We start from the raw sequence: 24,538 nt of genomic DNA, 5'->3' as shown, positions 1-24,538 counted from the left end.
AATGAAAATGTTAGACTTAATTATACGCAACGCCAAAGAATTGAATCAAGCACCAGTTGAAATCGGTATACAAGACGGTAAAATCAGTCAAGTTGCAGAAAAAATTTTGGAAGAAGCCAAGCGGGAAATCGTTCTTGGCGAAAACCAGTACCTTTCTGCCGGCTGGATCGATGACCACGTCCACTGCTATGAAAAAATGAATCTGTACTATGATTATCCTGATGAAATCGGGGTGTCAAAGGGGGTAACTACCGTGATTGACGCGGGAACCACTGGTGCAGAAAATATCGGGGACTTTTATGAAATTACCCGTGAGAAAAAAACCAATGTCTTTGCTTTAGTGAATATTTCCAAATGGGGGATTGTGGAGCAGGACGAATTGGCTGATTTGACGAAAGTACAAGAAAAACTAGTTCAGCAAGCATTGATTGATTATCCGGATTTTATCGTGGGCATCAAAGCACGAATGAGTAAATCTGTTGTTGGAAACAATGGGATTACGCCGCTAGAATTAGCCAAAAAAATTCAAGCAGACAATGAACATTTGCCCTTGATGGTGCATATCGGTTCCGCTCCACCAGAATTATCAGAAGTTTTGGCAAAAATGGAAAAAGGCGACGTGTTGACCCACTGTTTTAATGGAAAATCAAACGGTATTTTAGATAAAACAACAAACAAAATCAAGGACTTTGCGTGGGATGCTTACCGTAAAGGTGTCGTGTTCGATATCGGTCATGGCACAGACAGCTTTAATTTTCAGGTTGCCGAAACAGCATTGCAAGAAGGGTTGAAAGCTAAATCCATCAGTACGGATATTTATATACGAAATCGCACCAATGGACCGGTCTTTGACATGGCGACAACCATGGAAAAACTCCATGTCGTTGGCTATTCTTGGGAAGAAATTCTTGAAAAAGTGACGACTGCACCAGCAGAAAATTTCCATTTAACGACAAAAGGGCGTATCGAAGCTGGATTTGATGCAGATATCACTGTCTTTGAATTGGTCGAAGAAGACAAAGAATTGATCGATTCCAATGGGTTTAAACGAACAACCAAACAACAAATCAAGCCGATTAAAACGATTATTGGGGGAGTTGTTTATGACAACTAGTTACGAAAAATTTGGATTAAAAGAAGTCATCAATGCTTCAGGAAGAATGACGATTTTAGGCGTTTCCAAGGTTTCTGAAAAGGTGTTGGCTGCACAGCGTTTTGGTGGAGAGCATTTTTTTGAAATGAGTGAGTTGGCGATTAAAACGGGGGCGTATTTGGCGGAATTATTAAAGGTAGAGGACGCTCAAATCGTTTCTTCTGCATCTGCTGGAATCGCTCAATCAGTGGCTGCATTGATTGGAAAAGGGGACAGCTACCATTTGTATCATCCTTATACAACAAAAATTCAAAAACGGGAAATTATTTTGCCTAAAGGACACAATGTGGATTACGGCACACCGGTTGAGGTGATGGTTAATCAAGGGGGCGGACATGTTGTAGAAGCAGGCTATGCCAATATGTGTTCCCCAGAGCACATCGAAATGATGATTACAGAAAATACAGTAGCGATTTTATATATCAAAAGCCATCATACAGTTCAAAAAAGTATGTTAACGGTGGCAGAAGCTGCAAAAGTAGCCCAAAAACATGATTTACCATTAATCGTGGATGCGGCGGCGGAGGAAGATCTTTTCAAATATATCCAAGCTGGCGCAGATTTGGTAATTTATTCTGGGGCAAAAGCAATCGAAGGGCCTAGTGCCGGCTTAGTGATTGGTAAAAAAGAATATGTTGAATGGGTTCGTCTACAAAGCAAAGGTATCGGACGAGCGATGAAAATCGGTAAAGACAATATTCTTGGATTTACACAAGCAGTTGAAGATTATCTAAAAAATGGCAGCGAGGCGGGCACGGCGATGAAGGAACGCTTGCAGCCATTTGTGGCAGCGATTAATGAAATTTCCGGAGCTGAAGCAAAAATTGTTCAAGATGCAGCGGGTCGGGATATTTACCGAGGGAGCGTTAAAATCACTGGTAAAAAAACCGCAAAAGAAGTAATCAAAGAACTAAAAGCGCAGGATCCTGCCGTGTATACACGGGAATACCAAGCCAACAACGGCATCATTGAATTCGATGTACGTTCGGTCAATGAAAAAGAATTACAAAAAATCGTTCAACGATTACAAGAAATCATGTAGAGGAGCAAAAAAAATGTCACTAACACCGAACTATTTAGAAAATCGCATTTGTTTAAATGTTTTAGCAAATTCCGTAGAAAATGCCAAAGCTTGCTATGAAGCCGCAGAAGGGCATGTGATTTTGGGCGTTTTATCAAAAAATTATACCAGCGATGAAGCAGCGATTGAGGATATGAAAAAATACCAAGCAGAAACCAATAACGCTTTGTCTGTTGGTTTAGGTGCCGGTGATCCTAATCAAAGCCAAATGGTTTCCCGCCTTTCTGGTGTTTTGCAACCACAACACGTCAATCAAGTGTTTACCGGCGTAGGAACTTCTCGGGCGTTATTAGGGCAAGATGACACCATCATCAATGGATTGGTTTCTCCTACTGGCAAAGTCGGTTACGTCAACATCGCTACGGGACCACTAAGCTCGCAAGCACCCGAAGCTATCGTCCCTATCGAAACAGCCATCAAATTATTGCAAGACATGGGCGGCAGCTCGATTAAATATTTCCCAATGAAGGGCTTGGCACATAAAGAAGAATACCAAGCAGTTGCTGAGGCCTGTGCAAAATATGATTTTTATTTGGAACCTACCGGCGGCATTGATTTGGAAAACTTTGAAGAAATTTTGCAAATTGCGGTGGATGCTGGCGTGAAGAAAATCATTCCTCATGTTTACAGCTCGATTATCGACAAAGAAACCGGCGATACCAAAATTGAAGACGTGAAAAAACTACTACAAATGATGAAAAATACGTTGAAATAAAAGGAGCGGCTATGAAAATCGGAGCATTTGGCGAAGTCATGCTGCGGCTGACACCGCCGGAACACTTATTATTGGAACAAACCCATAGCTTGCGAATGGCTTTTACCGGGACGGGAGTGAATTTGGTGGGAAACCTCGCTCATTTCGGTCTGCCTAGTTATTTGCTGACAGCATTGCCGGACAATCGGCTAGGCGAAGCGGCGAAAGCTAATTTAAAGGCGCTGGGAATCGACACACGATTTATCGTGAGCCAACATCAGCACATGGGAACCTATTTTGCAGAAATGGGGTATGGTCCGCGACCAACGCAGGTTACTTACCAAAATCGCATCAGCAGTTCGTTTGGGGTATCCAAAGCCGCAGATTATGATTTTTCATCCTTTGTGGAAGTCGTAGATTTGGTGCATATCTGTGGTATTTCTTTAAGTTTAACAGAAGAAACCGCCGAAGCAGCAATCCAATTAGCAAAAACGGCTCACGAAAAAGGAAAGAAAGTTTGTTTTGATTTTAATTTCCGTCCCAGCTTGAACCAAGAGTCGGGAAAAAAAGAAATCATGAAAGCACGCTATGAAGCCATTTTGCCGTACTGCACAATCGTCTTTGGCGCAATTCGTGATTTAACCGATTTGTTGCGACGAGTAGAACGTTCTGCGCTTCAAAGTCCGGAAGACGAAATTCTAGCTATTCAGGCTTTTCTCAAAGAGTACGGCATCGATTGGTTTGCCGGTACTTCTCGAAAAATCAGCAATCAACAAAAAGCAATCGACGGCTATGTAGTTACTGAAAAAACAGCGGTTCGATCAGCGGTATTTCCTTTGACCGTCTTAGATCGGATCGGCGCAGGAGATGCGTATGCAGCGGGTATTTTATTAGGCTATGCCGAAAAATGGTCACTGGAACAAACCGTTGCCTTTGCAATTGCTAATTCAGTTCTAGCCCATACAATCCAAGGAGATGTTCCACTAACCACTCGAGAACAAGTGGAACGTCTACTGACAGAACCTGAAACAGATTTGGTTCGATAAAAAAATGCTTGTAAGAATTCTGCCTTTAAGAAAGCAGAGAGCTTACAAGCATTTTTTGTTTTTTACTTTCCTTTTGGCAATTTGATTTGAAAGACGACTCCCTGAGGCTGCCAATCCCGTACGCTGATTTTACCTTTGTGCTCCGTCACGATTTGTTTGGCAATCGCAAGCCCTAATCCATAGCCGCCGGTTTCTTTTGAACGGGAGCGGTCTTCCCGATAGAAACGTTCAAAAATTTGCTTTTTGTCGGTATCGCTGATGGAAGGGCCGGTATTTTTCACTTCCAATAACCACATATCATTTGAAAATTCCGATTGCAGCAGGATTTTATTGCCTTTTTCGGTATATTTTAACGCATTGTCTAATAGAATCACTAAGACCTGATGGATTTTTTTCTCATCAATGAGGACCGGCTGTGTTGCATAATTTTCTAAAATGAATTGCTTTTCTTCCATCTCCGCAATTTCTTGAAAAGGTTTCACTAGTTGCGTGATAAATTCAGTCGGATCGACGACAGTTTTATTTAAAACCAGTTGATTGGAATCACTGCGGGCAATTGTCAACAGATCGCTGGTCAAGCCGGTGAGCCGTCGGGTTTCATTCAGCGCCTGTGCGATTGTTTCAGATTCATCAAGAATCGTGTGGTTTGGTTTCGTGAACAAACGTTGCAAACTGTTTTGAATAATTGTCAGCGGTGTCCGTAATTCATGGGAGGCATTTTCTACAAATTCCTGTTGTTTTTTCCAGGCTGCCCAAATCGGTTTCATATTCATTTTGGAAATGTAATAACTTAAAGCAATCGACAAGAGCCAGAAAATCACCATGCAGATAATCAGAATCGAACGGAAGGTACTCATGGAAGAACTGATCTGATCGGTATTTGCCAGAAGCTGAATATAGGCCACTTCGCTGTCGGTTGTGGCAGCCAGTGTAATCGAATGAAAGCTGGTCGTGGTTTGCGAATCCGCCACGGTGATTGGCAGAATCTTATCTAATTTGCTGGTGTCCAGCGATAATGCCTGCAATTCATTGAAGCGTCCGCCTAAAACTTCTTTATTCAAAATCTCGCCATCTTTTGACCAGAGGATAACTTGAGTGTTGAAACGATTACCGGCAGGTTTTTCCTTGCGGGTCTCTTCTTCAATTGTCTGATTTAAAAAGGGATCATCTTTTTGGAAACGATCGATTTCCATTTGCAGCAGTCGTTCATCCTGCGCCATTTCCTCTAAGGATACATCAGTTTGTCGATAGGCAGAACGATTCAGCAGTTGCAAGATAATAAAGCCCAACAACAGAAAAATGATCGCAAAGGCACTGACGTTAACACCAAAGAAATGCCAACGTTGTTTTTTCGATAATTCTCGATTCATAGGCCTACTCCTGCTCTTGTAGCATATAGCCGACATTGCGCAAAGTTTTGAACGCCTGATCCATTCCACTGATCTTTAGATGTTTCCGTAGATGACTCATGTAGACCTCCACCACAGTGATGGTTGTTTCAGAGTCAAAGCCCCAGATGCGGTCAAAAATTTGTTCCTTAGTTAAAATGACGCCTTTATTTTGAATAAAATACAGCAGCAATTCAAATTCTTTTCCTTGGATCGGCAAAACTTCTTCTTGGTAAAGTACTTGATTGTTGGCAAGGTTGCACGTCAGAGTACCGAAAGTGAGAATATTCTCGTCGTATAATCCCAAGGCACGTTTTAACAAAGCTTTGACTCGTAGAATCAATTCCTCACGATAAAAAGGTTTGGTCAAATAATCATCGGCACCTTTTTCAAAGCCCTCGATTTTGTCCTCCAACCCATCCTTTGCCGTTAAAATCAGCACAGGTGTCATGATTTTTTTCTGGCGCAATTCTGCTAAGACCTGATAGCCATTTTTTTCCGGCAGCATCAAATCCAGTAAGATTAAGTCGTAAACACCGCTTTCTGCTTCAAACAAGCCCTCTTCTCCATCGTAGACCTGCGTGACTTCTCCAAGGGTGGAGATAATTTCTTTAATGTTCTCGGAAAGAACTTGTTCATCTTCAATAACTAAAAATTTGATCATCGCTTTCACCTCTCGATTATTCTACCATTTTTACCATAAAGATAACTTAAGAAACGATCAAAGTCATTTTTTTTCGTTTCTTAAGCTTCAGTTAAGCAAAAAAACATACGCTTGCTACAAGAAAAGCAAGAATGCCGAATGTTGCGGAAATTTTTTTCGCTGAGACCGGTGTTGACTGCAAATTAAAAACGTAAGCATTCGTAAGAGGCTTATAACTACTAGCTAGGGAGGAACAGAAATGAATTTTATGAAACGCGGGCTACAAAGCATCTGGGCAAAAAAAGGACGCAGCCTGTTGCTGATCGCTGTTTTTTCTGCGATCTTGATTTTTGTATTGGCAGGATTGACGATCCGCAGTGCAGCAGAAACAGCGGTAAATAATGCCAAAAAAAGTGTGGGAGCAACGGTAACTCTGTCGGTAAATCGTGAATCGATGTTTAAGCAAAAGGAAACTTCTTCTAGCGGCGACACGGAGAGTGAACGACCTGATCCGGGTAGTTTTTCCATGACACCGGTCAATTTGGCGGATGCCGAAAAAATCGCAGCGTTAGCTGGTGTGAAATCCTATTCCTTTGAATCCAGTGCATCTGCGGATAAAAGTACGGGCATTGAACCCATTTCCAGCGAAGAAACCGAAAGTACAGAAACGGAAAGCACAGATACCGAGAATCAAATGGGGGGACCTGGCGGAATGCAGGCACCCGGCGGGGAAACAAGTCAGGGAGATTTTCAAATCACTGGCGTTTCTACCAGTGCTTCTTACAGTGATTTTTCTTCCGGTACCGCAGAATTAGTGGATGGAGAAGCCATTACTAACGAAGATGAAGGTACCAACAATGTTTTGATTGAAAAAGCGTTGGCGGATGCCAATGAATTGGCGGTAGGAGATACATTTAAAATTAAAAACAGCGAGGACGAAGATGTCGAAGTTACTGTCAAAGGCATTTACGAGACCAGCGAGACCGGCGATAGTATGGGAATGAAATTCAACTTCATGAATCCGGCAAATACGTTGATCGCCTCCTATACTTTTGCCAATGACTTAAACGGCGAAGATAGTTCAGATACAATCGATTCAGCAGTATACAACCTAGAAGATCCTCAAGAAATGGCTGCTTTTGTTAAAGAAGCAGAAAAATTAATCGATACGGACACCTTTAGTCTGCAAACCAACGATCAAATGTACCAACAAATGCTGCAACCATTAACGAATGTTTCCAGCTTTGCTAAAAATATTGTTTTACTGGTTGCTGTAGCCGGTGTAATTATTTTGACACTGATCGTGATGATGTCAATCCGAGAACGAAAATATGAAATTGGTGTGTTGCTTTCTTTAGGGGAATCACGGGCAAAAGTTATTTGGCAATTTTTTGTCGAGATTGTAGTTTGTATGGTGGTGGCTTTAGGAATCGCCAGTGTCAGCGGCAATCTTGTCGGTAATGCAGTAGGCAATCAATTGTTGGCACAACAAAGTGAAACCACAACTGCCGCACAGACCCCAGGACAAGGACAAGAAGGCGGTCCTGGCGGACAAGCGCCAAGTGGTGGTCGAGGTGAAATGAAGGGCGTCTCAAGCTTGATGTCCAGTCAAGAAGTGGAAGAGTTGAACATCGCCGTAAAACCAATGGAAATTTTAAGCTTGTCGGGAATTGGTTTAGGCATCAGTATGTTCTCAATCCTACTATCCTCAGCAGGAATCTTGCGCTTGAATCCCAAAAAAATATTGATTTCGTAGACTGTCTGTTCCGCTCACTCCATGTTTCTTACTGGGATAGGGCGAGAGATTAAAACGAACAAGGATGTCAGTTCCACTAAATTCAGGATGTCTAGTGGAATGATATACGGCGTGAGAATAAAACGAAATTTTCTGCAGGAAAATTTAATACATTAAAGCGAACAAGGATGTCAGTTCCACTAATTTCAAGAAGTCTAGTGGAATGATATACGGTGTGAGAAACAAACGAAATTTTCTGCAGGAAAATTTAATACAATAAAACGAACAAGGATGTCAGTTCCACTAAATTCAGGATGTCTAGTGGAATGATATACGGCGTGAGAATAAAACGAAATTTTCTGTAGGAAAATTTAATACAATAAAACGAACAAGGAGGAACATCATGACCTTAAAAACTGAAAATTTAAGCTACTGGTATGAACCGGAAGGCCCGCTTTTTGAAAATGTTTCACTGACTTTTGAACCGGGAAAAATGTATGCAATCTTGGGTTCCAGCGGTTCAGGAAAAACGACTTTTCTCTCATTGATTGCTGGGTTAGATACCCCAAAAGCCGGTACGATTTCATTCAATGACCAATCATTGAAGCAAATCGGATTGCGGGAATATCGTAGAAAAGATGTATCAATCGTTTTCCAAGCATATAATTTACTGCCCTATTTATCTGCATTGGATAATGTTGTGACGGCAATGGCGATTGCTGGTTCTCAACAAGCAGATAAAAAAGCTTACGCACTGGCAAATTTGGAAAAGGTCGGCATCTCGGAGGAATTGGCAACAAAAAAAGTACCTCTTCTTTCGGGAGGACAACAGCAACGAGTGGCGATTGTCCGTGCTTTATGCTGTGAGCACGAGTTGATCGTTGCGGATGAACCCACCGGAAATTTGGATGAGACAACTTCGCAAGATATCGTGAAACTGTTCCAAGAAATTGCCCATGAACAAAAGAAATGCATCGTCTTGGTGACACACGAACAAGAAGTTGCGAAAGCTTGCGATGTGGTGTACGAATTGAAAGACAAAGAATTCAGCGAGTTGGTGCTCGTTTAAGCAACAAACCGTTCCTTTTTTATGAGGGACGGTTTTTTTTTGGAAAAAACGGTATACTTTGGAGCAGATAATACGTTGTATGGGTGAAGGAGGCGAAGAGGTGAAGCAAACCGATGCATTGGATGCATATCTGTTGGAGTTGGGGGAAGAAGTACTGGGAATACTTAAAAAGAAAGGCTTTACGAAAGAAGACGCAGAAGATGCTGTTCAGACAACATTTTATAAAATCTATACACTGTTGCCTTCTATCCAAGAAGACACGCTGCGACCATGGTTTTTTCGAGTTGCACTGAATGATGCAATCGATCTGTATCGAAAGCAAAATCGATTTCAGTCGTTGACGATTGATATTCCTCAAGAAGATCCAGCGATGGAGAAAACAATCGCTGACAAAGAAACCTTGCAACATCTCTTAGAGCCGTTATCCAAGGAAAATCAAGAATTGCTGCTTTTGAAATATTATTATGGGTTTTCTTTAAACGAAATCGGCGAATTTCTTCATATCAAACCAGAAAGTGTGAAAACACAATTATTCAGGCTTCGTAAAAAAATCAAAGAAAGTAGGGAGAAAAATGGATTTAACAAAGGTACTGAAAAAAGCTAAGCGGAAGCAGACCCTTAAAATCATTGCTATTTCATTGGGGGTAGCTTTACTGGTATTAATCGGCGGATATCGGGGGTTAAATTTTTTTGCCGGTAGGAATTCTCAGGAATTGGATCAGGAACTGGTTTTGCACAATATGGTAGCAGAACCAAATGTCAATGTGGATTCTCGGGTGCTGGGGCAATCCAGCAGTACGGGAGGAACCATCGTGACCCATCGTTCAAAAAATATAAATGGGTATCTGGTTCCGTGGAGTACATTGACGAGTTCGTATTCTTTGTTCAACTGGGAGTTAGATTACAATGATCTAGTACCGGGAAGAAAAGGGGAAACCTATGCGTATGATAAGCAAACAAAGCAAAAGCAAGCTGTTTTCTCATTAGATGAAGGAGACAAGAAAATTTATCCCGAGGAACTTGCAGATTTAGCGAAATTAGAAGATCAGGTGGCAGAAGTGGCATTGACCTTCGATAAAAACTATACCTATGCGGACATTCAAGAAAAAATTCCAGATACACTTACTGTCGTTTGGCTTTATTTATTTGAAGAAAGCGGCTCGAAGCAACCATTCGGCTTTCAGTTAGAAGAGGAAATACCAACGGAAGATCAGTTTTCAACGTTTATTAAAAATTTGACCGAATACGACAAAGGAAAAAAAATTGCCAGTATTCAAACCTTCTTGAAAAAAGCCAAAGGAAAATCATTTGCTGAGATGCCGATCAAAGGAGTCGTGGTCACTGGGCAAACAAAGAATTTTTCCGGATTAGTGGATGCCAGTTTTATCAAAGGATCATCGGTTGGCGTAACAACGGATATTCTTCCCTATATCACTCCTGAGAAATAATTGAAAAAATCGCTTTTTTCCGTCATACTTAAAACAGGAGTGTGAAAAAAATGCGTTTAGTCATTGACGGAGATGGGTCACCAGTAAAAGAAGAAGTAATCCAATTAGGTAGAGAATATGATTTGCCGGTTTTGATCGTTACTAGTGTGGATCATTATACGCGCAAAGAATACCCGGATTTTGTTCAATTTATTTATGTGGATAAAGGAGCAGATCGTGCAGATTATCGCATCGTGAAGGAAATCCAGCCAGGAGATGTCGTGGTTACGCAAGATTACGGTCTGGCTTCGCTTGTTTTAGGAAAGAAAGCCCATGTGTTTCACCATAGCGGCAAAGAATATCAAATAGAAACCATTGATGAGTTGCTGATGCAGCGGTATCTAGGTGCTCAGATTCGAAAAGCTGGCAAGCGAACGAAGGGACCAAAACCCTTCACCTTAGAAGACCGCCAGCACTTTAAACAGCAGCTGAGTCAATTTTTGCAGTTAAAAAGATAAAAAAATCCTTCTCGATCTGTTTTAATTGATCGAGAAGGATTTTTATTTTCGAAAATAGTGATACAGCAGGCGTAAAAGAGCCAGAAAGAGGAGCGCAAAAACGAAAATATAGCCGCCGATGCCCAAGCGGGTGATCCATTCAGGCTGTTGGGCGGTATTGGTCAGTAACAGGGAAGAACCAATTAAAAGTGCGGAAAGAAAGATTCCTATCACTAGTTGCAGTAGCATTCTTTCTGCTCGTCGCAAAATTTGTTCCTGCTCTTTGAATGCCAAACGGATTTGTCCTTTTCCATGGATTAACGTTTCCAACGCAGAAAGGGTACGATCCGGTAGCTTGGGTAAGGCTTTGCCGGCTTTTAAAAGATCCAGCGCAGAACGTTTCGTTGATTCCTGCAAGTCAATCCGTTGCAGAAAATATTTTTGGGCAAAGGGCTGAGTAACTTCCATCAAAGAAAGAGAGGGATCTAATTCCTCCACCAGACCTTCTAAGGTACTGAAGGCTTTAATCAGGAGGGTCACTTCTTGGTTCAGTTGCAGATTGTTGGTGTGACAAATAGCGATGACTTCTCCCAGTACTTCCTGCAAATCAATTTCTTTGATGGCTAAATCATAATAATTTTCCAAAAATTCTTCGAGTTCCTGATAAAATTTTTCTTCGCTGAAGGAACCTTCTTTTTTACAAAGACGCAAAACAGCTTTACCGACTTCTTGGGAATCTTGGGTATAGATAGCGATCAGGGTATCTGCCAACCGTGAGCGGAGGTTGTCGTTTAGTCGTCCCATCATCCCAAAATCCAGATAAATCAGTCGATACGGAGGCAGTTCGCTGGTATCTTGCCATTTTAAGGAATAATCCACTCCGCCTAACACACCAACCCGCTTTTTATTGACAAAGGAATGGGCTGCTTCGTCTGGGGTGAGCAGATGGAGAAATAAATTGCCGGGATGAGGATCAGCATGGAAAAAGCCGTCTTCAAAAATTTGTTTCATAAAACTTTCCACTAGCAATAAACCCAACTCTTTTTTCATTTGTCGGTTAGTGATGTTGGAATAAGCAAATTCATTTGCTTCCGCCTCTAAAAGATAGCGGATGCTTTTTCCGGGCATCCATTCCAGCAGAATCACTTTTTTCGTGCAATATTCCGGGTAGACTTTGGGAACTTCAACTTGTTGCCAATGATGATTTTTTTTGTAAAATTCTTCGGCATTTTGACTTTCCTTCAAAAAATCGGTTTCGCTATCCAAGGAATGCCGCACCTCTTTTAATACGCTTTTGATATCGACGACATTGCTTTCTGGGATAAATTTAATCAGCGGCAGTGCTTTTTCAAAAAGTGCCAGATCCACAGCAATTGCTTCGATAATCCCGGGATGCTGTACTTTTACCACCACGACTTGTCCGCTTTTTAATACTGCTTTGTGAGCTTGTCCAATTGAGGCAGAGGCGAAGGGAACCGAATCAAAAGAAGTGAAAATATCCTCTAACGGCAAAGACCATTCCTTTTCCAACAATTGTTTAACCTCGGAGAAATCATCACTGGGAACATTGTCTTGCAGGGATTTAAAGGTTTGCAGGTAAGCGGGATTCAACAAATCAGTTCGTACGGAAAGCATTTGCCCGATTTTAATAAATGTTGGACCTAATTCTTCAAAGGCACGGCGAACCTCTTGGGGATTTTGTTGCTGGCTTAAATTTTGCACTACCCGATACTTCATAAAGACCCGCAAAATTTCTTTCAGGCGTTTGCTTTTTGATTGGGGAGTAGTGGTCATGTGGATAACCTCCTTGCTGGTAGGCGTAGTTTTTGTCTCTTTTCTCAATCATAAGTAGAAAGTGATAATTTTACAACTCATCACCATTTGAACAAGGTGGAAATAAAGCGCTTTTTTCAATTTGGTTGTTCCCATTCGTTATTTTGTGCTAAAATGTGAAAGAATCAAATGAGAAATAACTCTGAGTTACAGGAGGAAAGACGTTTGAAAATCGTTTTATTATATGGCGGTCGCAGTGCGGAACATGAGGTATCCATCTTATCTGCTTATTCCGTTTTACAAGCAATCTACTATGAATATTATCAAGTACAATTAATCTTTATTGCAAAAGATGGAAAATGGATCAAAGGTCCTCTGTTAGAGGAAAAACCAACATCAGAAGACGTGTTGCATGTAACATGGTCTGAAAATGGGGATTCGGGAGAATTTACTGGAACTGTGATCCAACCGGGAATCGAAAAGGAAGAAGGCACGATTGTTTTTCCTTTGCTTCACGGACCAAATGGTGAAGATGGTACGATCCAAGGCTTTTTAGAAACGTTGGATGTTCCTTATGTGGGAGCGGGAGTGTTAACAAGCGCTTGCGGAATGGATAAAATCATGACCAAATACATTTTACAAGCAGCAGGAATTCCCCAAGTGCCGTTTGTACCGGTCTTGAAAAACCAATGGAAAGAAAATCCAAAACAAATTTTTGAACAGTGTGAGGGCACCTTGTTGTATCCAATGTTTATCAAACCGGCAAACATGGGCTCAAGTGTCGGTATCTCAAAAGCTTCAAATCGGGAAGAATTGCAAAATGCGTTGCAAGAAGCGTATCGCTATGATACACGGGCAATCGTGGAACAAGGGATCGAAGCACGGGAAATCGAAGTGGCGATTTTAGGCAATGAAGATGTTCGAACGACTGTACCGGGAGAAATCGTTAAAGATGTCGCTTTCTACGACTATAATTCTAAATATATCGACAACAATATTGTGATGCAGATTCCGGCAGAGATACCGGAAGAAGTGCAGAAAAAAGCACAGGACTTTGCAAAAAATGCCTATATCATGTTAGGCGGCAGCGGTTTGAGTCGGTGCGACTTTTTCCTGACGAACAAAAATGAATTGTTTTTGAATGAGTTGAATACAATGCCAGGCTTTACCCAGTTTAGTATGTATCCGTCTTTATGGGAAAAAATGGGACTGCAATATGGCGATTTGATCGAAGAGCTGATCCAATTAGCGTTGAATCGTTTCAAACAACGGCACCAATTTTTGACAGATGTGAATGAACAGGCGTGAGGAATAATCCTCTACTAATCGTAGCAATGAGGCACAACAACAAAATTCGTTGTGCCTTTTTTTAGTCAAAGGAGAGAACGATGAAATTAACAATCAAAGAAATTGCACAGGTATTAGGATTACCGGAAAGCAGCGACGAACGTGAATTGACGACCGTCGAATTTGACAGTCGCAAAATCACGGAGGGGGCACTGTTTATTCCCTTAGCCGGGGAGCGAGATGGTCATGATTTTGTTCAAGCAGCAAAAGACAATGGAGCAATTGCTACGCTTTGGAGTAAAAAGGAACCGGCAGAAATCAACGGAATGACAGTTTTTGCCGTAGAGAATACGTTGGCGGCTTTTCAAAAACTTGCTGAGTATTATTTGAAAAAAATTGGTCCCCGGGTTGTCGGCATTACCGGCAGCAATGGCAAAACTACAACCAAAGATATGACAGAATCTGTTTTAGCACAAAAATTTAAAACGTATAAAACCCAAGGCAATTACAACAATGATATCGGGTTGCCTTACACGGTTTTTCATACACCGGAAGATTGCGAAATCCTGATTTTAGAAATGGGGATGGATCGTTTTGGTGAAATCAGTGAACTGACGAATTTGGCCCATCCGGAAGTGGCGGCGATCACATTGATCGGTGAAGCCCATATTGAAAATCTCGGTTCACGAGAAGGAATCGCTAAAGCTAAAATAGAAATCCTTGAAGGCTTGAAAAAAGATGGATTACTGCTGATTCCTGAAAATGAACCCCTTTTAAAACCATTGGTGGCAGGAATTTCTCAAACCCTGAAAACGTTTGGTGAAAAAGGAGAAATCTCTGGAAAAATCATCGAAGAAACACCAACGGAAACAACCTTTGAGATTGCCGGTGAAGAATTTACGATTCCGGTTTTAGGCAGCTACAATGTCAACAATGCCTTGATTGCTTATGGAATTGGGAAATACTTTGGTTTGACTATTCAACAAATCAAAAAAGGGTTGGCAGAATTTCAATTGACGAAAAACCGTACCCAATGGCTACATGCCGGTAATGGCGCAAAAATTTTAAGCGATGTCTATAATGCCAATCCTACCGCAATGGGCTTGGTTTTAGATACCGTCGGAAATTTAGCGACAGAAGGACGGAAATTAGCTGTTTTAGCGGATATGTTGGAATTAGGACCGGATTCTTCGGCAATGCATGCCGCAATGTACCGACATCTTTCTTCTGCCTTTTCTGTTGTTTTTCTCTACGGCACAAAGATGCATGCTCTGGCGCAGGAAGTGAAAAGCAATTTGCCGGAAGTTGAGGTACAGTATTTTTCTAAGGAAGAAAAACCTCAGTTGATTCAAGCAATCCAAAAAGAATTACTACCAACGGATATGATTGTTTTAAAGGGCAGTAATGGAATGGGTCTGAACGAAGTTGTGGAAGAATTGCAAAAAGCGTAGAAATAATTTGAAAACTTGCTGAAAATTTCATAATGTGTTAGAATTGTCTAATGCCGAAAGATGAAGTAAAAATTGGAATACAATTAAGTAAGAATGCTTTTATGATAATAAAAGGCCGAACGGGAATCGTTTGGCTTTTCTAATGCCTTCGAGAAGCGGATTTTTCGGTGTTGAAGTGTTTGCTGGATGTGTAGGGACCATCTCCGGGGAACATGGAAAAAGATGAACGCTTCAAAAAAAAGAGCGAACGGAAAATCCGGAAAGCTCACAAAAATGGCGTACGAGCGCCTGCAAAAAATGAAAGTGCCTGTCGATGAGAATTTTTTTAAGAAATTCCGCAGACATGGAGTAGATACTCTGGTAATTATTTTTTGCTGCAAGCGAGTGACGTGCGACCTTACCTAGGAGGATACATTTGAAATTTAAAGAACTAGATTTATCACCAGAATTGTTGAAATCTGTGGAGCGTGCCGGCTTTGAAGAAGCAACACCTATCCAGGAAACAACGATTCCCCTTGCATTAGACGGAAGAGATGTTATTGGACAAGCTCAAACCGGTACTGGGAAAACAGCGGCGTTTGGTTTACCAATGCTTGAAAAAATTGATACTACAAACCGTGACCTGCAAGGATTAGTTATCGCACCAACGCGGGAACTAGCTATCCAAACACAAGAAGAACTTTTCCGTTTAGGCAAAGACAAAAAAATTCGCGTACAAGCAGTTTATGGTGGCGCAGATATCGGCCGTCAAATCCGTGGCTTGAAGGATCATCCACATATCGTTGTGGGAACTCCTGGCCGGATGTTGGACCATATCAACCGCCACACATTGAAATTAGCAACAGTTGAAACATTAGTCCTAGATGAAGCGGACGAAATGCTGAATATGGGCTTTTTAGAAGATATTGAAAAAATTATTGCCCAAGTCCCTGAAAAACGTCAAACGTTGCTCTTTTCTGCAACGATGCCACCAGCAATCAAGAGTATCGGTGTCAAGTTCATGAATAATCCTGAACATGTCAAGATTAAAGCAAAAGAAATGACTGCTGACTTGATCGATCAATACTATGTACGGGCAAAAGAATTTGAAAAATTCGATGTTATGACTCGTTTATTCGATGTTCAAACCCCTGAATTGACAATCGTCTTTGGTCGGACCAAACGTCGGGTAGATGAATTGGCTCGCGGTTTAGAAGCGCGGGGCTACAAAGCAGAAGGAATCCACGGTGACCTTTCTCAACAAAAACGGATGAGCGTTTTGCGTTCCTTCAAGAGTGGTCATTTAGATATTTTGGTAGCGACAGACGTAGCTGCTCGTGGATTGGATATCTCTGGTGTCACTCACGTGTACAACTATGATATTCCTCAAGATCCTGAAAGTTATGTTCACCGGATCGGTCGGACAGGACGCGCCGGTAAAGGCGGAATCTCCGTAACCTTTGTTACTCCAAATGAAATGAGCTATTTGCATGTCATTGAAAATCTAACGAAAAAACGGATGACACCTTTACGTCCACCAACCGAAAAAGAAGCCTTCAAAGGACAACTTGGGGCTGCTATGGAACAAATTGAAGAAAAAATGGATGAAAACGGCTTGGATAAATATTTGCAAGCTGCGGATGATTTAGTGGAACGTTATTCAGCACAAGATTTGGCTGCTTTATTGTTAAAAACAGTCGCAAAAGATCCTTCTGATGCCGTACCGGTTAAAATTACGCCAGAACGTCCATTGCCTCAAAACAAAAAAGGCGGATTCAATAAAGGCGGCAATGGTCGTCGCAGCAACAGCAGCAATCGTGGACGCAATGATGGAAACGGTGGCGGAAGCGGCCGTAAACCAAACAAGAGCAACTACAACAGCAATAAAGAAGGCGCGCGTAAAAATAGCCGCCGCAGCAACGATAAAAAGCGCGGATTTGTTATTCGCAACAACCAAGACTAATCGTTGAAAGTAAGCAAATTTAATCATTTGCTTACTTTTTTTGTTTTCAAGAGGTATTTTAATGGTTTTTGAAAAGAATTTTGGTAGAATGGGAGTAGTTTTAAAAGGAGTCGAACCGAATGATCAAAGGAATCGGCATTGATGCGGTGGAACTACATCGCATGAAAAAAATTATTGAAGAAAAGCCTCAATTTATCCGACGGGTGCTGACGGAAGCGGAACAAGCCGCTTTTTCACAGTTGCCCATAAAACGACAGATCGAATATCTGGGGGGACGGTATGCCTGCAAAGAAGCTTTTTCAAAAGCTTGGGGTACCGGTATCGGAAAATTAGCTTTTCACGATTTAGAAATTTTAGCGAATCAAACAGGCGCACCGGTCGTGACACGGTCCCCCTTTAGCGGCAAGGTCTTTGTCAGTATTACCCATACTGAAACAACGGCGATGGCGCAGATTATATTAGAAGAGTAGAAGGAAGGTTTTTCGATGAGCGTTTCATACCATCGACCCACGCAAGCGATTATTCATACAACAGCAATCACTGAAAATGTGGCAAATGAACGCAAACGAATGCCCAAGGAACAGGATTTGTTTGCTGTTGTAAAAGCAAATGGCTATGGACATGGCGCAATTGAAACAGCGAAAGCTGCAAAAAAAGGTGGAGCAAGCGGTTTTTGCGTAGCTACTATTGATGAGGGCATTGAATTACGAGAAGCGGGCTTTACAGAACCAATTCTGATTTTGGGCATCGTTGAAGTGATGTATTTGTCGGTGGTTAGTGAATACGATCTTTCCTTCCCTGTTGGAACGATGGATTGGCTTGAAGCTGCGGCAAAAAAATTAATGGAAGCTCCTGTAAAAAATCCGTTGAAGATTCATATCAAGGTGGACACCGGCATGGGGCGAATCGGATTTTTGACACCGGCTGAAGTTGACGAAGCCGCGACTTTTGTCGAAGCACAGCCCCAAATGTTGTGGGAAGGAATTTTCACCCATTTTTCTACAGCAGATCAAGCAGACGACAGCTATTGGCAAATGCAAAATCAACGGTTCCAAGAGGCATTGAAACCATTGGCTCATCTGCCGCGTTACGTGCATGTCAGCAACAGTGCAACGGCTCTGTGGCATGAGGAAGCGATTGGCAATATGGTTCGGTTTGGAATCGCGATGTATGGCTTAAATCCTTCCGGACATGCCTTGACAGAAACCTATCCTTTAGTACCGGCAATGGAGCTGACTTCGGAATTGATCCAAGTAAAGCACCTGAAAAAAGGAGAAGGCATTGGTTATGGGGAAACTTATGTCACTCCTGAAACAGAATGGATCGGTACGGTCCCTGTCGGCTATGCAGACGGTTGGCTGAGAAAAATGCAGGGATTCTACGTTTTAGTAGCAGGACAGCGCTGTGAGATCGTGGGACGGGTTTGCATGGATCAGTTTATGATTCGTCTGCCGCAGGAATTTGAAGAAGGAACGCTGGTGACCCTGATTGGCAGCAACCAACAGGAAACAATTACAATGCAGGATGTTGCGGATCATTTAGGCACGATCCATTACGAAGTTGCCTGCACGATTTCCCAACGTGTTCCTCGAAACTATACAAAATAAGGATGATAATGAGATGGTGAAACGTGGAGATGTTTATTTCGCGGATCTTTCTCCGGTGATTGGATCAGAGCAGGGGGGGATTCGCCCGGTTCTTGTGATCCAAAATGATCGCGGCAACCATTTTAGCCCAACGGTTATTATTGCGGCTATTACGGCGAAAATGGCCAAACCCAAGCTTCCCACCCATATCGGGATCAAAGCGATGGAAAAAGGAATTGGCAAGGATTCAGTGATCTTGATGGAGCAAATCCGCACAATAGATAAAAGTCGATTAAAAGATAAGGTCTGTCATCTTGATGTTCAAATCATGGAAGAGGTCGATCGCGCCTTGCGAATCAGCGTGGGGATCGAGGAATACGCTCTTGTCGATAGACATACATAATAGAGCTGGACACTTGTGTTCAGCTTTTTTCTTAGATATAAAAAAGAAAGGAAGAAAATGATGGGGATAGCCGTTGTCGTTTTAACAGGAGTCTTGCTGCTGGCTTTTAGTTGGCAAAAGATTAGACAGCTAAAAAAAGGACCAGAGCAGCATATCTATTGTCTGTTTTCAGCAACGGAGGAACAGCCGGAAACAGATAATTTTTCTCGTTATTATGGAATTTTCCAAGTAGCCGAGCAGGAGATTCGCTTAGAGATTCCCTACCAACTATTTTTACAACATCAAGGACCGGAGCGGGGAGAATTGATTTTTCAGAACGACCGATTTATTGCCTTCAAAAAATGAGTAGTTGGCAGGAGGCGGGTGCCTAAAAACGACTGTCAAAAAAACAGCAGAAAAAGTAAAAAAAGTCTTAAGAAATCAGTAAAAGAAACAACTTGAAAAGGATTTCATCTTTGACAGATTTCCTAAATTGTCAAAAAAATTTTGACCGGTGATTGGGAAAAGTTGGAATGATCTAAATTTCGTGATACAGTATGACAGCTGGAAAAAATAAAGGATGAGATAGATGAATCATATAAAAAACACATTGCACTTATACAAATTAGATTGGAAACGAATCTTTAAAAATCCTATGGCAACCTTTTTAATCATTGCGTTGGCCATTTTACCTTCTCTTTATGCATGGTTCAACATTAAAGCCTTGTGGGACCCGTATTCAAATACAGGAGAACTGCCGATTGCGGTTTATAGTGCCGATCAGTCGACGACTTTTCAAGGAAAAGAAATCGCCATTGGGAAAGAAGTTCTTGATGAACTCCACGACAATAAACAGCTTGGTTGGCAGTTTGTTGATTCCAAAAAAGCGTTGACTGAAGGGGTAAAATCCGGAAAATACTATGCCGGAATTTATCTGCCGAAGGATTTTTCGGAGGATTTGTTGAGCTTTGTTTCGGGAGAGATCAATAAACCAAAAATCGAGTATTATATCAATGAAAAAATCAATGCCATCGCTCCTAAAATTACAGATAAAGGGGCTTCTAGCTTACAGGACCAGATTTCAGAAAACTTTATCAAGACAGCCAGTTCCACCCTGTTAAAGGTATTCAATGAAATCGGGTATGACATTGATTCAAATCTGGTCAGCATCAACAAAGTGAAAAATCTGATTTTGGAAACAGATGAGAACATCGATACCATCGACGGCTACACGAAACAAGTTGTTGAACTGCAAGAAAAAATGCCTGAGATTAAAGAAAAAATCGCAAAAGCCGAAGAATTTGTCGATTATGTGCCAAAAGTTGATGAAATGGGTGACAAGCTGTTGGCATTGAATGAAAAAATGCCGGAATTAAAAAAACAGGCAAGCATTATTTTGACTTTGCAGGAAAAAATTCCTGAAATCCAAAATGCCGGCAAACAATTGGCAGCAGTCGATGCCGACTTTGATGACATTGAACAAACCATGACTGAAGGAATCAGCGAAGCCAAATCTGGGTTGGAGATTATTCAACAAGTCCAAACAATCCTTCCTGATATAAAAAAATTAGGAAACCAAGCAGATCAGTTAGCTGCGACAACGGAAGAGGGAGCAACGAAGCTGCAAGAAGCAATCCCAAGTATTACTTCCAGCGTTTCGGTAACCTTAAATGCTATTAGCCAAGTGGCTACGACAACCTCCTCCATCGTAAGCAGTATCAATCAAGCGTTAACGGATAATCAACTGACAGACGTCGAAAAACAACATATCAGTCAGGTTATTCAAGATTTTAAAGACAATATTGCCCGTCAACAAACGGCAATTACCGATTTAGTGACCTTTCTGACCCAACTGCAAGAAGCGGCTGGAAATCAGTCCTTGCAAGGAATCATCGAAAAATTGAATCACGCCAATGATTTGCTGGGAGACTTTTCTAAACGTTTAACAACATTGGATGATTTGATAAAAAATGGAAATAGTACCGCTATTCAAAATTATCTGGGAGAAATTGAATCTGCCGCAACTGCAGTGGCAACGTTTGTTGACAGCATTGATGTTGACACGGTTGGAAAAACCGTGAGTGATATTTTGACAAAATTAGTAGCCGCTTTGTCAACAGCACAAGATGCATTGGAAAAAGCACAAAAAATTGATTTCGATTCTCTGCTGAATGCTACTGAAAAAACGGTTGCAAATGCCATCGGCTTATTAGAAAAATACCAAAAAGATATGCCTGCGATTCGCCAGGAAGTCCATGATGCCAATACGATGTTGAATGGGCATATGACAGAAATCGTGGAGGGCATCAATAAAGGTGCCGATTTATATAAGAATGAATTGCCTGTTTTGGAACAAAAATTAGGTCTTGCTGCTGATTTTCTTGAAAACGACTGGCCAACAGTGAAAAAAGAAATCACTTCAACAATGAACATGGTGGATGAAAAACTACCGGAAGTTGAATCAGCATTAAATGCCGCCGTAGAATTAATCAATAATGACTGGCCTACCTTGAAGACCGGACTTCATAAGGCTGCGACTGCTATTCGTGCAGGAGAAGAGGAAGTCGATCTTGGGGAAATCATTAAGCTATTGAAACTGGATGCTCAAAAAGAGAGTGATTTCTTTACCAAACCGGTGGAATTGCAAACCAATCAAATCTATCCTATTGCCAACAACGGTTCGGCAAGTACACCTTTTTATACGGCACTGTGTTTATGGGTAGGTGCATTGCTGCTGTCTAGTGTAGCAACTACGGAGTTTCATTTGGAAGGCTCGGACAAAAAGAAATACACCAAACGTGAAACCTTTACAGCGCGGATGTTGACCTTTTTGACGATGGCTCTTTTCCAAGCCTTGATTGTTACATTGGGAAATTATTTCTTGTTGGGAGTAGATGTTCATAATCCCTTCTATGCGGTACTCTTTGCTTTGATTGTCGGGCTGGCCTTTATGATGATTGTGTATGTTCTATCAGCCCTTTTCGGCAATATTGGTAAAGGAATTGCGATTATTTTACTGGTGCTGTCGATTTCTGGTGGTGGCGGAAATTATCCGATTCAAGTATCCGGTAAATTCTTCCAATTTATCAATCCTTTGTTGCCTTTCACTCACGCAGTCAATCTTTTGCGGGAGCCGGCAGGAGGTATCTACTGGCCAAATGCAACAGCCAATATTTTGATTATGGTCGCATTGTTCGTAGTATTTGGATTGTTGGGAACATTCGTTTATCCTTATCTTTCTGAAATGACGCGAAAATTGGCGAAGGTTTCCAAAGAAAGCCATTTCTTCCATTAATAAAAACAAGCTGAAAATCAACGTGAGAAACGGATGATTTTCAGCTTGTTTTTTTCGGTTAACGATTTTTATTTTTGCTTGTATCGGCAGAATTCTTTTTTTCAAAAATGAAAGGTTTTTTCTGCGGATTTTCATTGACATTTTCAAGAGGGAAGCGTAGCATACAGTCTTGGCTGTGGGAAAAAACAGTCTTTTGTGTAAAGAATATTGGAGGGAGAAAAGTGGAATATTTAAAACGTTTGCTGGTAGGACGTCCGCTGAAATCGGCTGAAAATGATGAGCACAAATTAAGTCGCTTTGCCGCTTTAGCGTTGTTATCTTCTGATGCCTTGTCGTCTATCGCTTATGGTACAGAACAAATTGTTGTCGTGTTGGTGGCTCTTTCGGCAGCAGCTATCTGGTATTCATTGCCAATTGCCGCCTTTGTTATTATTTTATTGATTTCATTGACCTTATCTTATAGACAAATCATACATGCTTATCCTCATGGCGGAGGAGCATATGTTGTAAGCAGCGAGAATCTGGGAAAAAACGCTGGTCTGATTGCTGGTGGCTCATTATTGATCGATTATATGCTGACGGTGGCAGTTTCGGTTTCTGCCGGTGCTGAAGCCATCACGTCGGCGATACCGGCGCTGTATCATCATCAAGTAGCAATCTCGGTAATCATCGTTTTATTGATTATGATGATGAACTTGCGGGGATTGCGGGAATCCGCCAGCTTCTTAATGCTGCCGGTGTATACCTTTATTGCTGTGATTACGATTTTGATTCTGGTGGGCTTATTTAATATTGTGACCGGTGCACAACCTTTACAGGCAACAGCTTTGCCTGGTGCAACAATTCCCGGGATTTCGATTGCTTTGATTTTACGGGCATTTTCTTCTGGTTCTTCTTCCTTAACCGGGGTGGAGGCCATCAGTAATGCGGTACCTTTCTTTAAAAAACCCCGGGCAAAAAATGCTGCGGGAACGTTGGCATTGATGTCATCAATCTTAGGTTTCTTCTTTGTAGGAATTACGTTTATCAACTACTGGTACGGAATCGTTCCAAAAACAGAAGTAACCGTGTTGTCACAAATTGGACAAGCCGTGTTTGGTCATGGCTTCATGTTCTACGCCTTACAATTTACGACAGCACTGATTTTAGCGGTCGCTGCCAACACTGGGTTCTCCGCTTTTCCGGTTTTGGCCTATAATTTGGCAAAGGATAAATTCATGCCGCATATGTACCAAGATCGCGGGGATCGTTTAGGTTATTCCAATGGGATCATGACATTGGCAGCCGGCTCAATCGTGTTGTTGTTTATTTTCCAAGGATCTACGGAACGATTGATCCCGCTTTACTCCATCGGGGTGTTTATTCCCTTTGCTTTATCACAAACCGGAATGGTCATCAAGTGGCACAAGGAAGGAAAAGGCTGGCTTTCAAAATCGATTGCCAATATTGTCGGGGCATTTATTTCTTACGCGATCATTATTATTTTATTTGCTTATCGTTTAGGAGACATTTGGCCTTTCTTCATCATCATGCCAATTTTATTGCTGATCTTTTATAAAATTCATGACCATTACAAAAAAGTTGCGGAGCAATTACGTTTGGAAGATGATGTTGCGTTGCACACCTACGATGGCAATACTGTTATTGTTTTAGTGGGGAATGTTACTCGGGTAAATGTCGGTGCGTTGAATTATGCCCAATCGATTGGCGATTATGTGGTGGCGATGCACGTTTCTATGGACGAAGATATCGAAAAAGAGCGGGAGATCGAAAAAGAATTCAAGGAACGTTTTCCAGAGGTTCGTTTTTCAGTCGTTCATTCCTCCTATCGTTCGATTGAAAATCCAATCATCCGCTATGTAGATTTAGTAAGTAAGAATGCTGCAAAACACAACTACACCACAACGGTCATCGTGCCGCAGTTTGTTCCACGGCGAGGCTGGCAAAATATTTTGCATAACCAAACCAGTTTGCGTCTACGCCTACGACTTTCTTGGCGGGAAAAAATCGTAGTGGGAACATACAGCTATCATTTGAAAAAATAAAAACAAAAAAAATTCGCGGGATTCCCTGCGAATTTTTTTGTTTC

General features: G+C 41.6%; 21 protein-coding genes. 18 read left to right on the top strand and 3 right to left on the bottom strand.

Annotated elements, in window-relative coordinates; genetic code table 11:
- The first annotated feature begins 7 nt into the window (after positions 1-7).
- The 4 genes from FFM66_RS01365 to FFM66_RS01350 are packed head-to-tail and all read left to right on the top strand — an operon-like array spanning position 8 to position 3,974.
- A complete protein-coding gene (locus FFM66_RS01365) occupies positions 8-1,114 on the top strand; it encodes an amidohydrolase/deacetylase family metallohydrolase (RefSeq protein ID WP_137604811.1) in 1,107 nt (368 codons plus the stop codon).
- Positions 1,104-2,195, top strand: a complete 1,092-nt coding sequence (locus tag FFM66_RS01360; RefSeq protein ID WP_137604810.1) for a DgaE family pyridoxal phosphate-dependent ammonia lyase — start codon at positions 1,104-1,106, stop codon at positions 2,193-2,195. Before FFM66_RS01365 ends, FFM66_RS01360 begins: the two co-directional genes overlap by 11 nt.
- Before the next feature lie 13 nt (positions 2,196-2,208).
- Positions 2,209-2,949, top strand: coding sequence for a 2-dehydro-3-deoxy-phosphogluconate aldolase (gene dagF / locus FFM66_RS01355; RefSeq protein WP_048604449.1), 741 nt, complete (start codon positions 2,209-2,211; stop codon positions 2,947-2,949).
- Between the two features lie 11 nt (positions 2,950-2,960).
- Positions 2,961-3,974 (top strand): sugar kinase, encoded by a 1,014-nt coding sequence (locus tag FFM66_RS01350; RefSeq protein ID WP_137604809.1) that lies wholly within the window; start codon positions 2,961-2,963, stop codon positions 3,972-3,974.
- Positions 3,975-4,036: 62 nt separating this feature from the next.
- Here FFM66_RS01350 and FFM66_RS01345 read toward each other — a convergent pair whose 3' ends face one another.
- Together FFM66_RS01345 and FFM66_RS01340 are read right to left on the bottom strand one after the other, a co-directional pair.
- Positions 4,037-5,344 carry a sensor histidine kinase gene (locus FFM66_RS01345; protein ID WP_137604808.1) on the bottom strand — a complete coding sequence of 436 codons (1,308 nt, stop codon included), beginning with the start codon at positions 5,342-5,344 and terminating at the stop codon, positions 4,037-4,039.
- Positions 5,345-5,348: 4 nt separating this feature from the next.
- A complete protein-coding gene (locus tag FFM66_RS01340) occupies positions 5,349-6,026 on the bottom strand; it encodes a response regulator transcription factor (RefSeq protein ID WP_048604446.1) in 678 nt (225 codons plus the stop codon).
- A gap of 238 nt (positions 6,027-6,264) precedes the next feature.
- Here FFM66_RS01340 and FFM66_RS01335 point away from each other — a divergent pair, with 238 nt between their 5' ends.
- The 5 genes from FFM66_RS01335 (at position 6,265) to FFM66_RS01315 (ending at position 10,754) form a co-directional block, all read left to right on the top strand.
- Complete coding sequence (locus tag FFM66_RS01335) at positions 6,265-7,761, top strand: ABC transporter permease (protein ID WP_137604807.1); 1,497 nt, start codon at positions 6,265-6,267, stop codon at positions 7,759-7,761.
- Positions 7,762-8,143: 382 nt separating this feature from the next.
- Entirely contained in the window at positions 8,144-8,809 is a 666-nt protein-coding gene (locus FFM66_RS01330) for an ABC transporter ATP-binding protein (protein ID WP_137604806.1), read from the top strand.
- Positions 8,810-8,909: 100 nt separating this feature from the next.
- Positions 8,910-9,413 carry an RNA polymerase sigma factor gene (locus tag FFM66_RS01325; protein WP_048604443.1) on the top strand — a complete coding sequence of 168 codons (504 nt, stop codon included), beginning with the start codon at positions 8,910-8,912 and terminating at the stop codon, positions 9,411-9,413.
- The gene (locus tag FFM66_RS01320; protein WP_137604805.1) at positions 9,382-10,257 is read left to right on the top strand and encodes a sigma factor regulator N-terminal domain-containing protein; all 876 of its coding nucleotides are present in this window, start codon (positions 9,382-9,384) and stop codon (positions 10,255-10,257) included. Before FFM66_RS01325 ends, FFM66_RS01320 begins: the two co-directional genes overlap by 32 nt.
- A 50-nt stretch (positions 10,258-10,307) precedes the next feature.
- Positions 10,308-10,754 (top strand): YaiI/YqxD family protein, encoded by a 447-nt coding sequence (locus tag FFM66_RS01315; RefSeq protein ID WP_048604441.1) that lies wholly within the window; start codon positions 10,308-10,310, stop codon positions 10,752-10,754.
- A 42-nt stretch (positions 10,755-10,796) separates the two neighbouring features.
- Here the strand turns inward: FFM66_RS01315 and FFM66_RS01310 are convergent, their stop codons facing one another.
- Positions 10,797-12,527 carry an ABC1 kinase family protein gene (locus FFM66_RS01310; RefSeq protein ID WP_137604804.1) on the bottom strand — a complete coding sequence of 577 codons (1,731 nt, stop codon included), beginning with the start codon at positions 12,525-12,527 and terminating at the stop codon, positions 10,797-10,799.
- 204 nt (positions 12,528-12,731) lie between these two features.
- Here FFM66_RS01310 and FFM66_RS01305 point away from each other — a divergent pair, with 204 nt between their 5' ends.
- From FFM66_RS01305 to kimA, 9 genes are all read left to right on the top strand, one after another.
- Positions 12,732-13,814 (top strand): D-alanine--D-alanine ligase, encoded by a 1,083-nt coding sequence (locus FFM66_RS01305; protein WP_048604438.1) that lies wholly within the window; start codon positions 12,732-12,734, stop codon positions 13,812-13,814.
- 80 nt (positions 13,815-13,894) lie between these two features.
- Complete coding sequence (locus FFM66_RS01300; protein ID WP_137604803.1) at positions 13,895-15,244, top strand: UDP-N-acetylmuramoyl-tripeptide--D-alanyl-D-alanine ligase; 1,350 nt, start codon at positions 13,895-13,897, stop codon at positions 15,242-15,244.
- Positions 15,245-15,659: 415 nt separating this feature from the next.
- On the top strand, positions 15,660-17,186 hold the full coding sequence (gene cshA, locus FFM66_RS01295; protein WP_048604436.1) for a degradosome RNA helicase CshA: 1,527 nt from the start codon (positions 15,660-15,662) through the stop codon (positions 17,184-17,186).
- A 119-nt stretch (positions 17,187-17,305) separates the two neighbouring features.
- Entirely contained in the window at positions 17,306-17,656 is a 351-nt protein-coding gene (acpS, locus tag FFM66_RS01290; RefSeq protein ID WP_137604802.1) for a holo-ACP synthase, read from the top strand.
- 15 nt (positions 17,657-17,671) lie between these two features.
- Positions 17,672-18,793 (top strand): alanine racemase, encoded by a 1,122-nt coding sequence (gene alr / locus FFM66_RS01285; protein WP_137604801.1) that lies wholly within the window; start codon positions 17,672-17,674, stop codon positions 18,791-18,793.
- Positions 18,794-18,806: 13 nt separating this feature from the next.
- Complete coding sequence (locus FFM66_RS01280; protein ID WP_048604433.1) at positions 18,807-19,175, top strand: type II toxin-antitoxin system PemK/MazF family toxin; 369 nt, start codon at positions 18,807-18,809, stop codon at positions 19,173-19,175.
- A gap of 60 nt (positions 19,176-19,235) precedes the next feature.
- Positions 19,236-19,520 (top strand): hypothetical protein, encoded by a 285-nt coding sequence (locus FFM66_RS01275; RefSeq protein WP_161527126.1) that lies wholly within the window; start codon positions 19,236-19,238, stop codon positions 19,518-19,520.
- A 223-nt stretch (positions 19,521-19,743) separates the two neighbouring features.
- Entirely contained in the window at positions 19,744-22,449 is a 2,706-nt protein-coding gene (locus FFM66_RS01270; protein ID WP_137604799.1) for a YhgE/Pip domain-containing protein, read from the top strand.
- Positions 22,450-22,670: 221 nt separating this feature from the next.
- The gene (gene kimA / locus FFM66_RS01265) at positions 22,671-24,494 is read left to right on the top strand and encodes a potassium transporter KimA (protein WP_048604430.1); all 1,824 of its coding nucleotides are present in this window, start codon (positions 22,671-22,673) and stop codon (positions 24,492-24,494) included.
- The last annotated feature ends 44 nt before the right edge of the window (positions 24,495-24,538 follow it).

This window comes from Enterococcus songbeiensis (assembly GCF_005405265.1).
GTDB lineage: Bacteria > Bacillota > Bacilli > Lactobacillales > Enterococcaceae > Enterococcus_C > Enterococcus_C songbeiensis.
The sequence above is the reverse complement of the archived record's forward strand: the minus strand, read 5'-3'. Positions and strand labels throughout refer to the sequence as shown.

What these genes read in the sequence shown, in the direction of transcription:
- FFM66_RS01345 (WP_137604808.1), bottom strand. Translation starts at nt 5,344, where the DNA reads ATGAATCGAGAATTATCGAAAAAACAACGTTGGCATTTCTTTGGTGTT.
- FFM66_RS01315 (WP_048604441.1), top strand. Translation starts at nt 10,308, where the DNA reads ATGCGTTTAGTCATTGACGGAGATGGGTCACCAGTAAAAGAAGAAGTA.
- FFM66_RS01320 (WP_137604805.1), top strand. Translation starts at nt 9,382, where the DNA reads ATGGATTTAACAAAGGTACTGAAAAAAGCTAAGCGGAAGCAGACCCTT.
- FFM66_RS01270 (WP_137604799.1), top strand. Translation starts at nt 19,744, where the DNA reads ATGAATCATATAAAAAACACATTGCACTTATACAAATTAGATTGGAAA.
- FFM66_RS01340 (WP_048604446.1), bottom strand. Translation starts at nt 6,026, where the DNA reads ATGATCAAATTTTTAGTTATTGAAGATGAACAAGTTCTTTCCGAGAAC.
- FFM66_RS01280 (WP_048604433.1), top strand. Translation starts at nt 18,807, where the DNA reads ATGGTGAAACGTGGAGATGTTTATTTCGCGGATCTTTCTCCGGTGATT.
- alr (WP_137604801.1), top strand. Translation starts at nt 17,672, where the DNA reads ATGAGCGTTTCATACCATCGACCCACGCAAGCGATTATTCATACAACA.
- dagF (WP_048604449.1), top strand. Translation starts at nt 2,209, where the DNA reads ATGTCACTAACACCGAACTATTTAGAAAATCGCATTTGTTTAAATGTT.
- FFM66_RS01310 (WP_137604804.1), bottom strand. Translation starts at nt 12,527, where the DNA reads ATGACCACTACTCCCCAATCAAAAAGCAAACGCCTGAAAGAAATTTTG.
- FFM66_RS01275 (WP_161527126.1), top strand. Translation starts at nt 19,236, where the DNA reads ATGGGGATAGCCGTTGTCGTTTTAACAGGAGTCTTGCTGCTGGCTTTT.
- FFM66_RS01365 (WP_137604811.1), top strand. Translation starts at nt 8, where the DNA reads ATGTTAGACTTAATTATACGCAACGCCAAAGAATTGAATCAAGCACCA.
- FFM66_RS01350 (WP_137604809.1), top strand. Translation starts at nt 2,961, where the DNA reads ATGAAAATCGGAGCATTTGGCGAAGTCATGCTGCGGCTGACACCGCCG.
- FFM66_RS01330 (WP_137604806.1), top strand. Translation starts at nt 8,144, where the DNA reads ATGACCTTAAAAACTGAAAATTTAAGCTACTGGTATGAACCGGAAGGC.
- FFM66_RS01300 (WP_137604803.1), top strand. Translation starts at nt 13,895, where the DNA reads ATGAAATTAACAATCAAAGAAATTGCACAGGTATTAGGATTACCGGAA.
- acpS (WP_137604802.1), top strand. Translation starts at nt 17,306, where the DNA reads ATGATCAAAGGAATCGGCATTGATGCGGTGGAACTACATCGCATGAAA.
- FFM66_RS01335 (WP_137604807.1), top strand. Translation starts at nt 6,265, where the DNA reads ATGAATTTTATGAAACGCGGGCTACAAAGCATCTGGGCAAAAAAAGGA.
- FFM66_RS01360 (WP_137604810.1), top strand. Translation starts at nt 1,104, where the DNA reads ATGACAACTAGTTACGAAAAATTTGGATTAAAAGAAGTCATCAATGCT.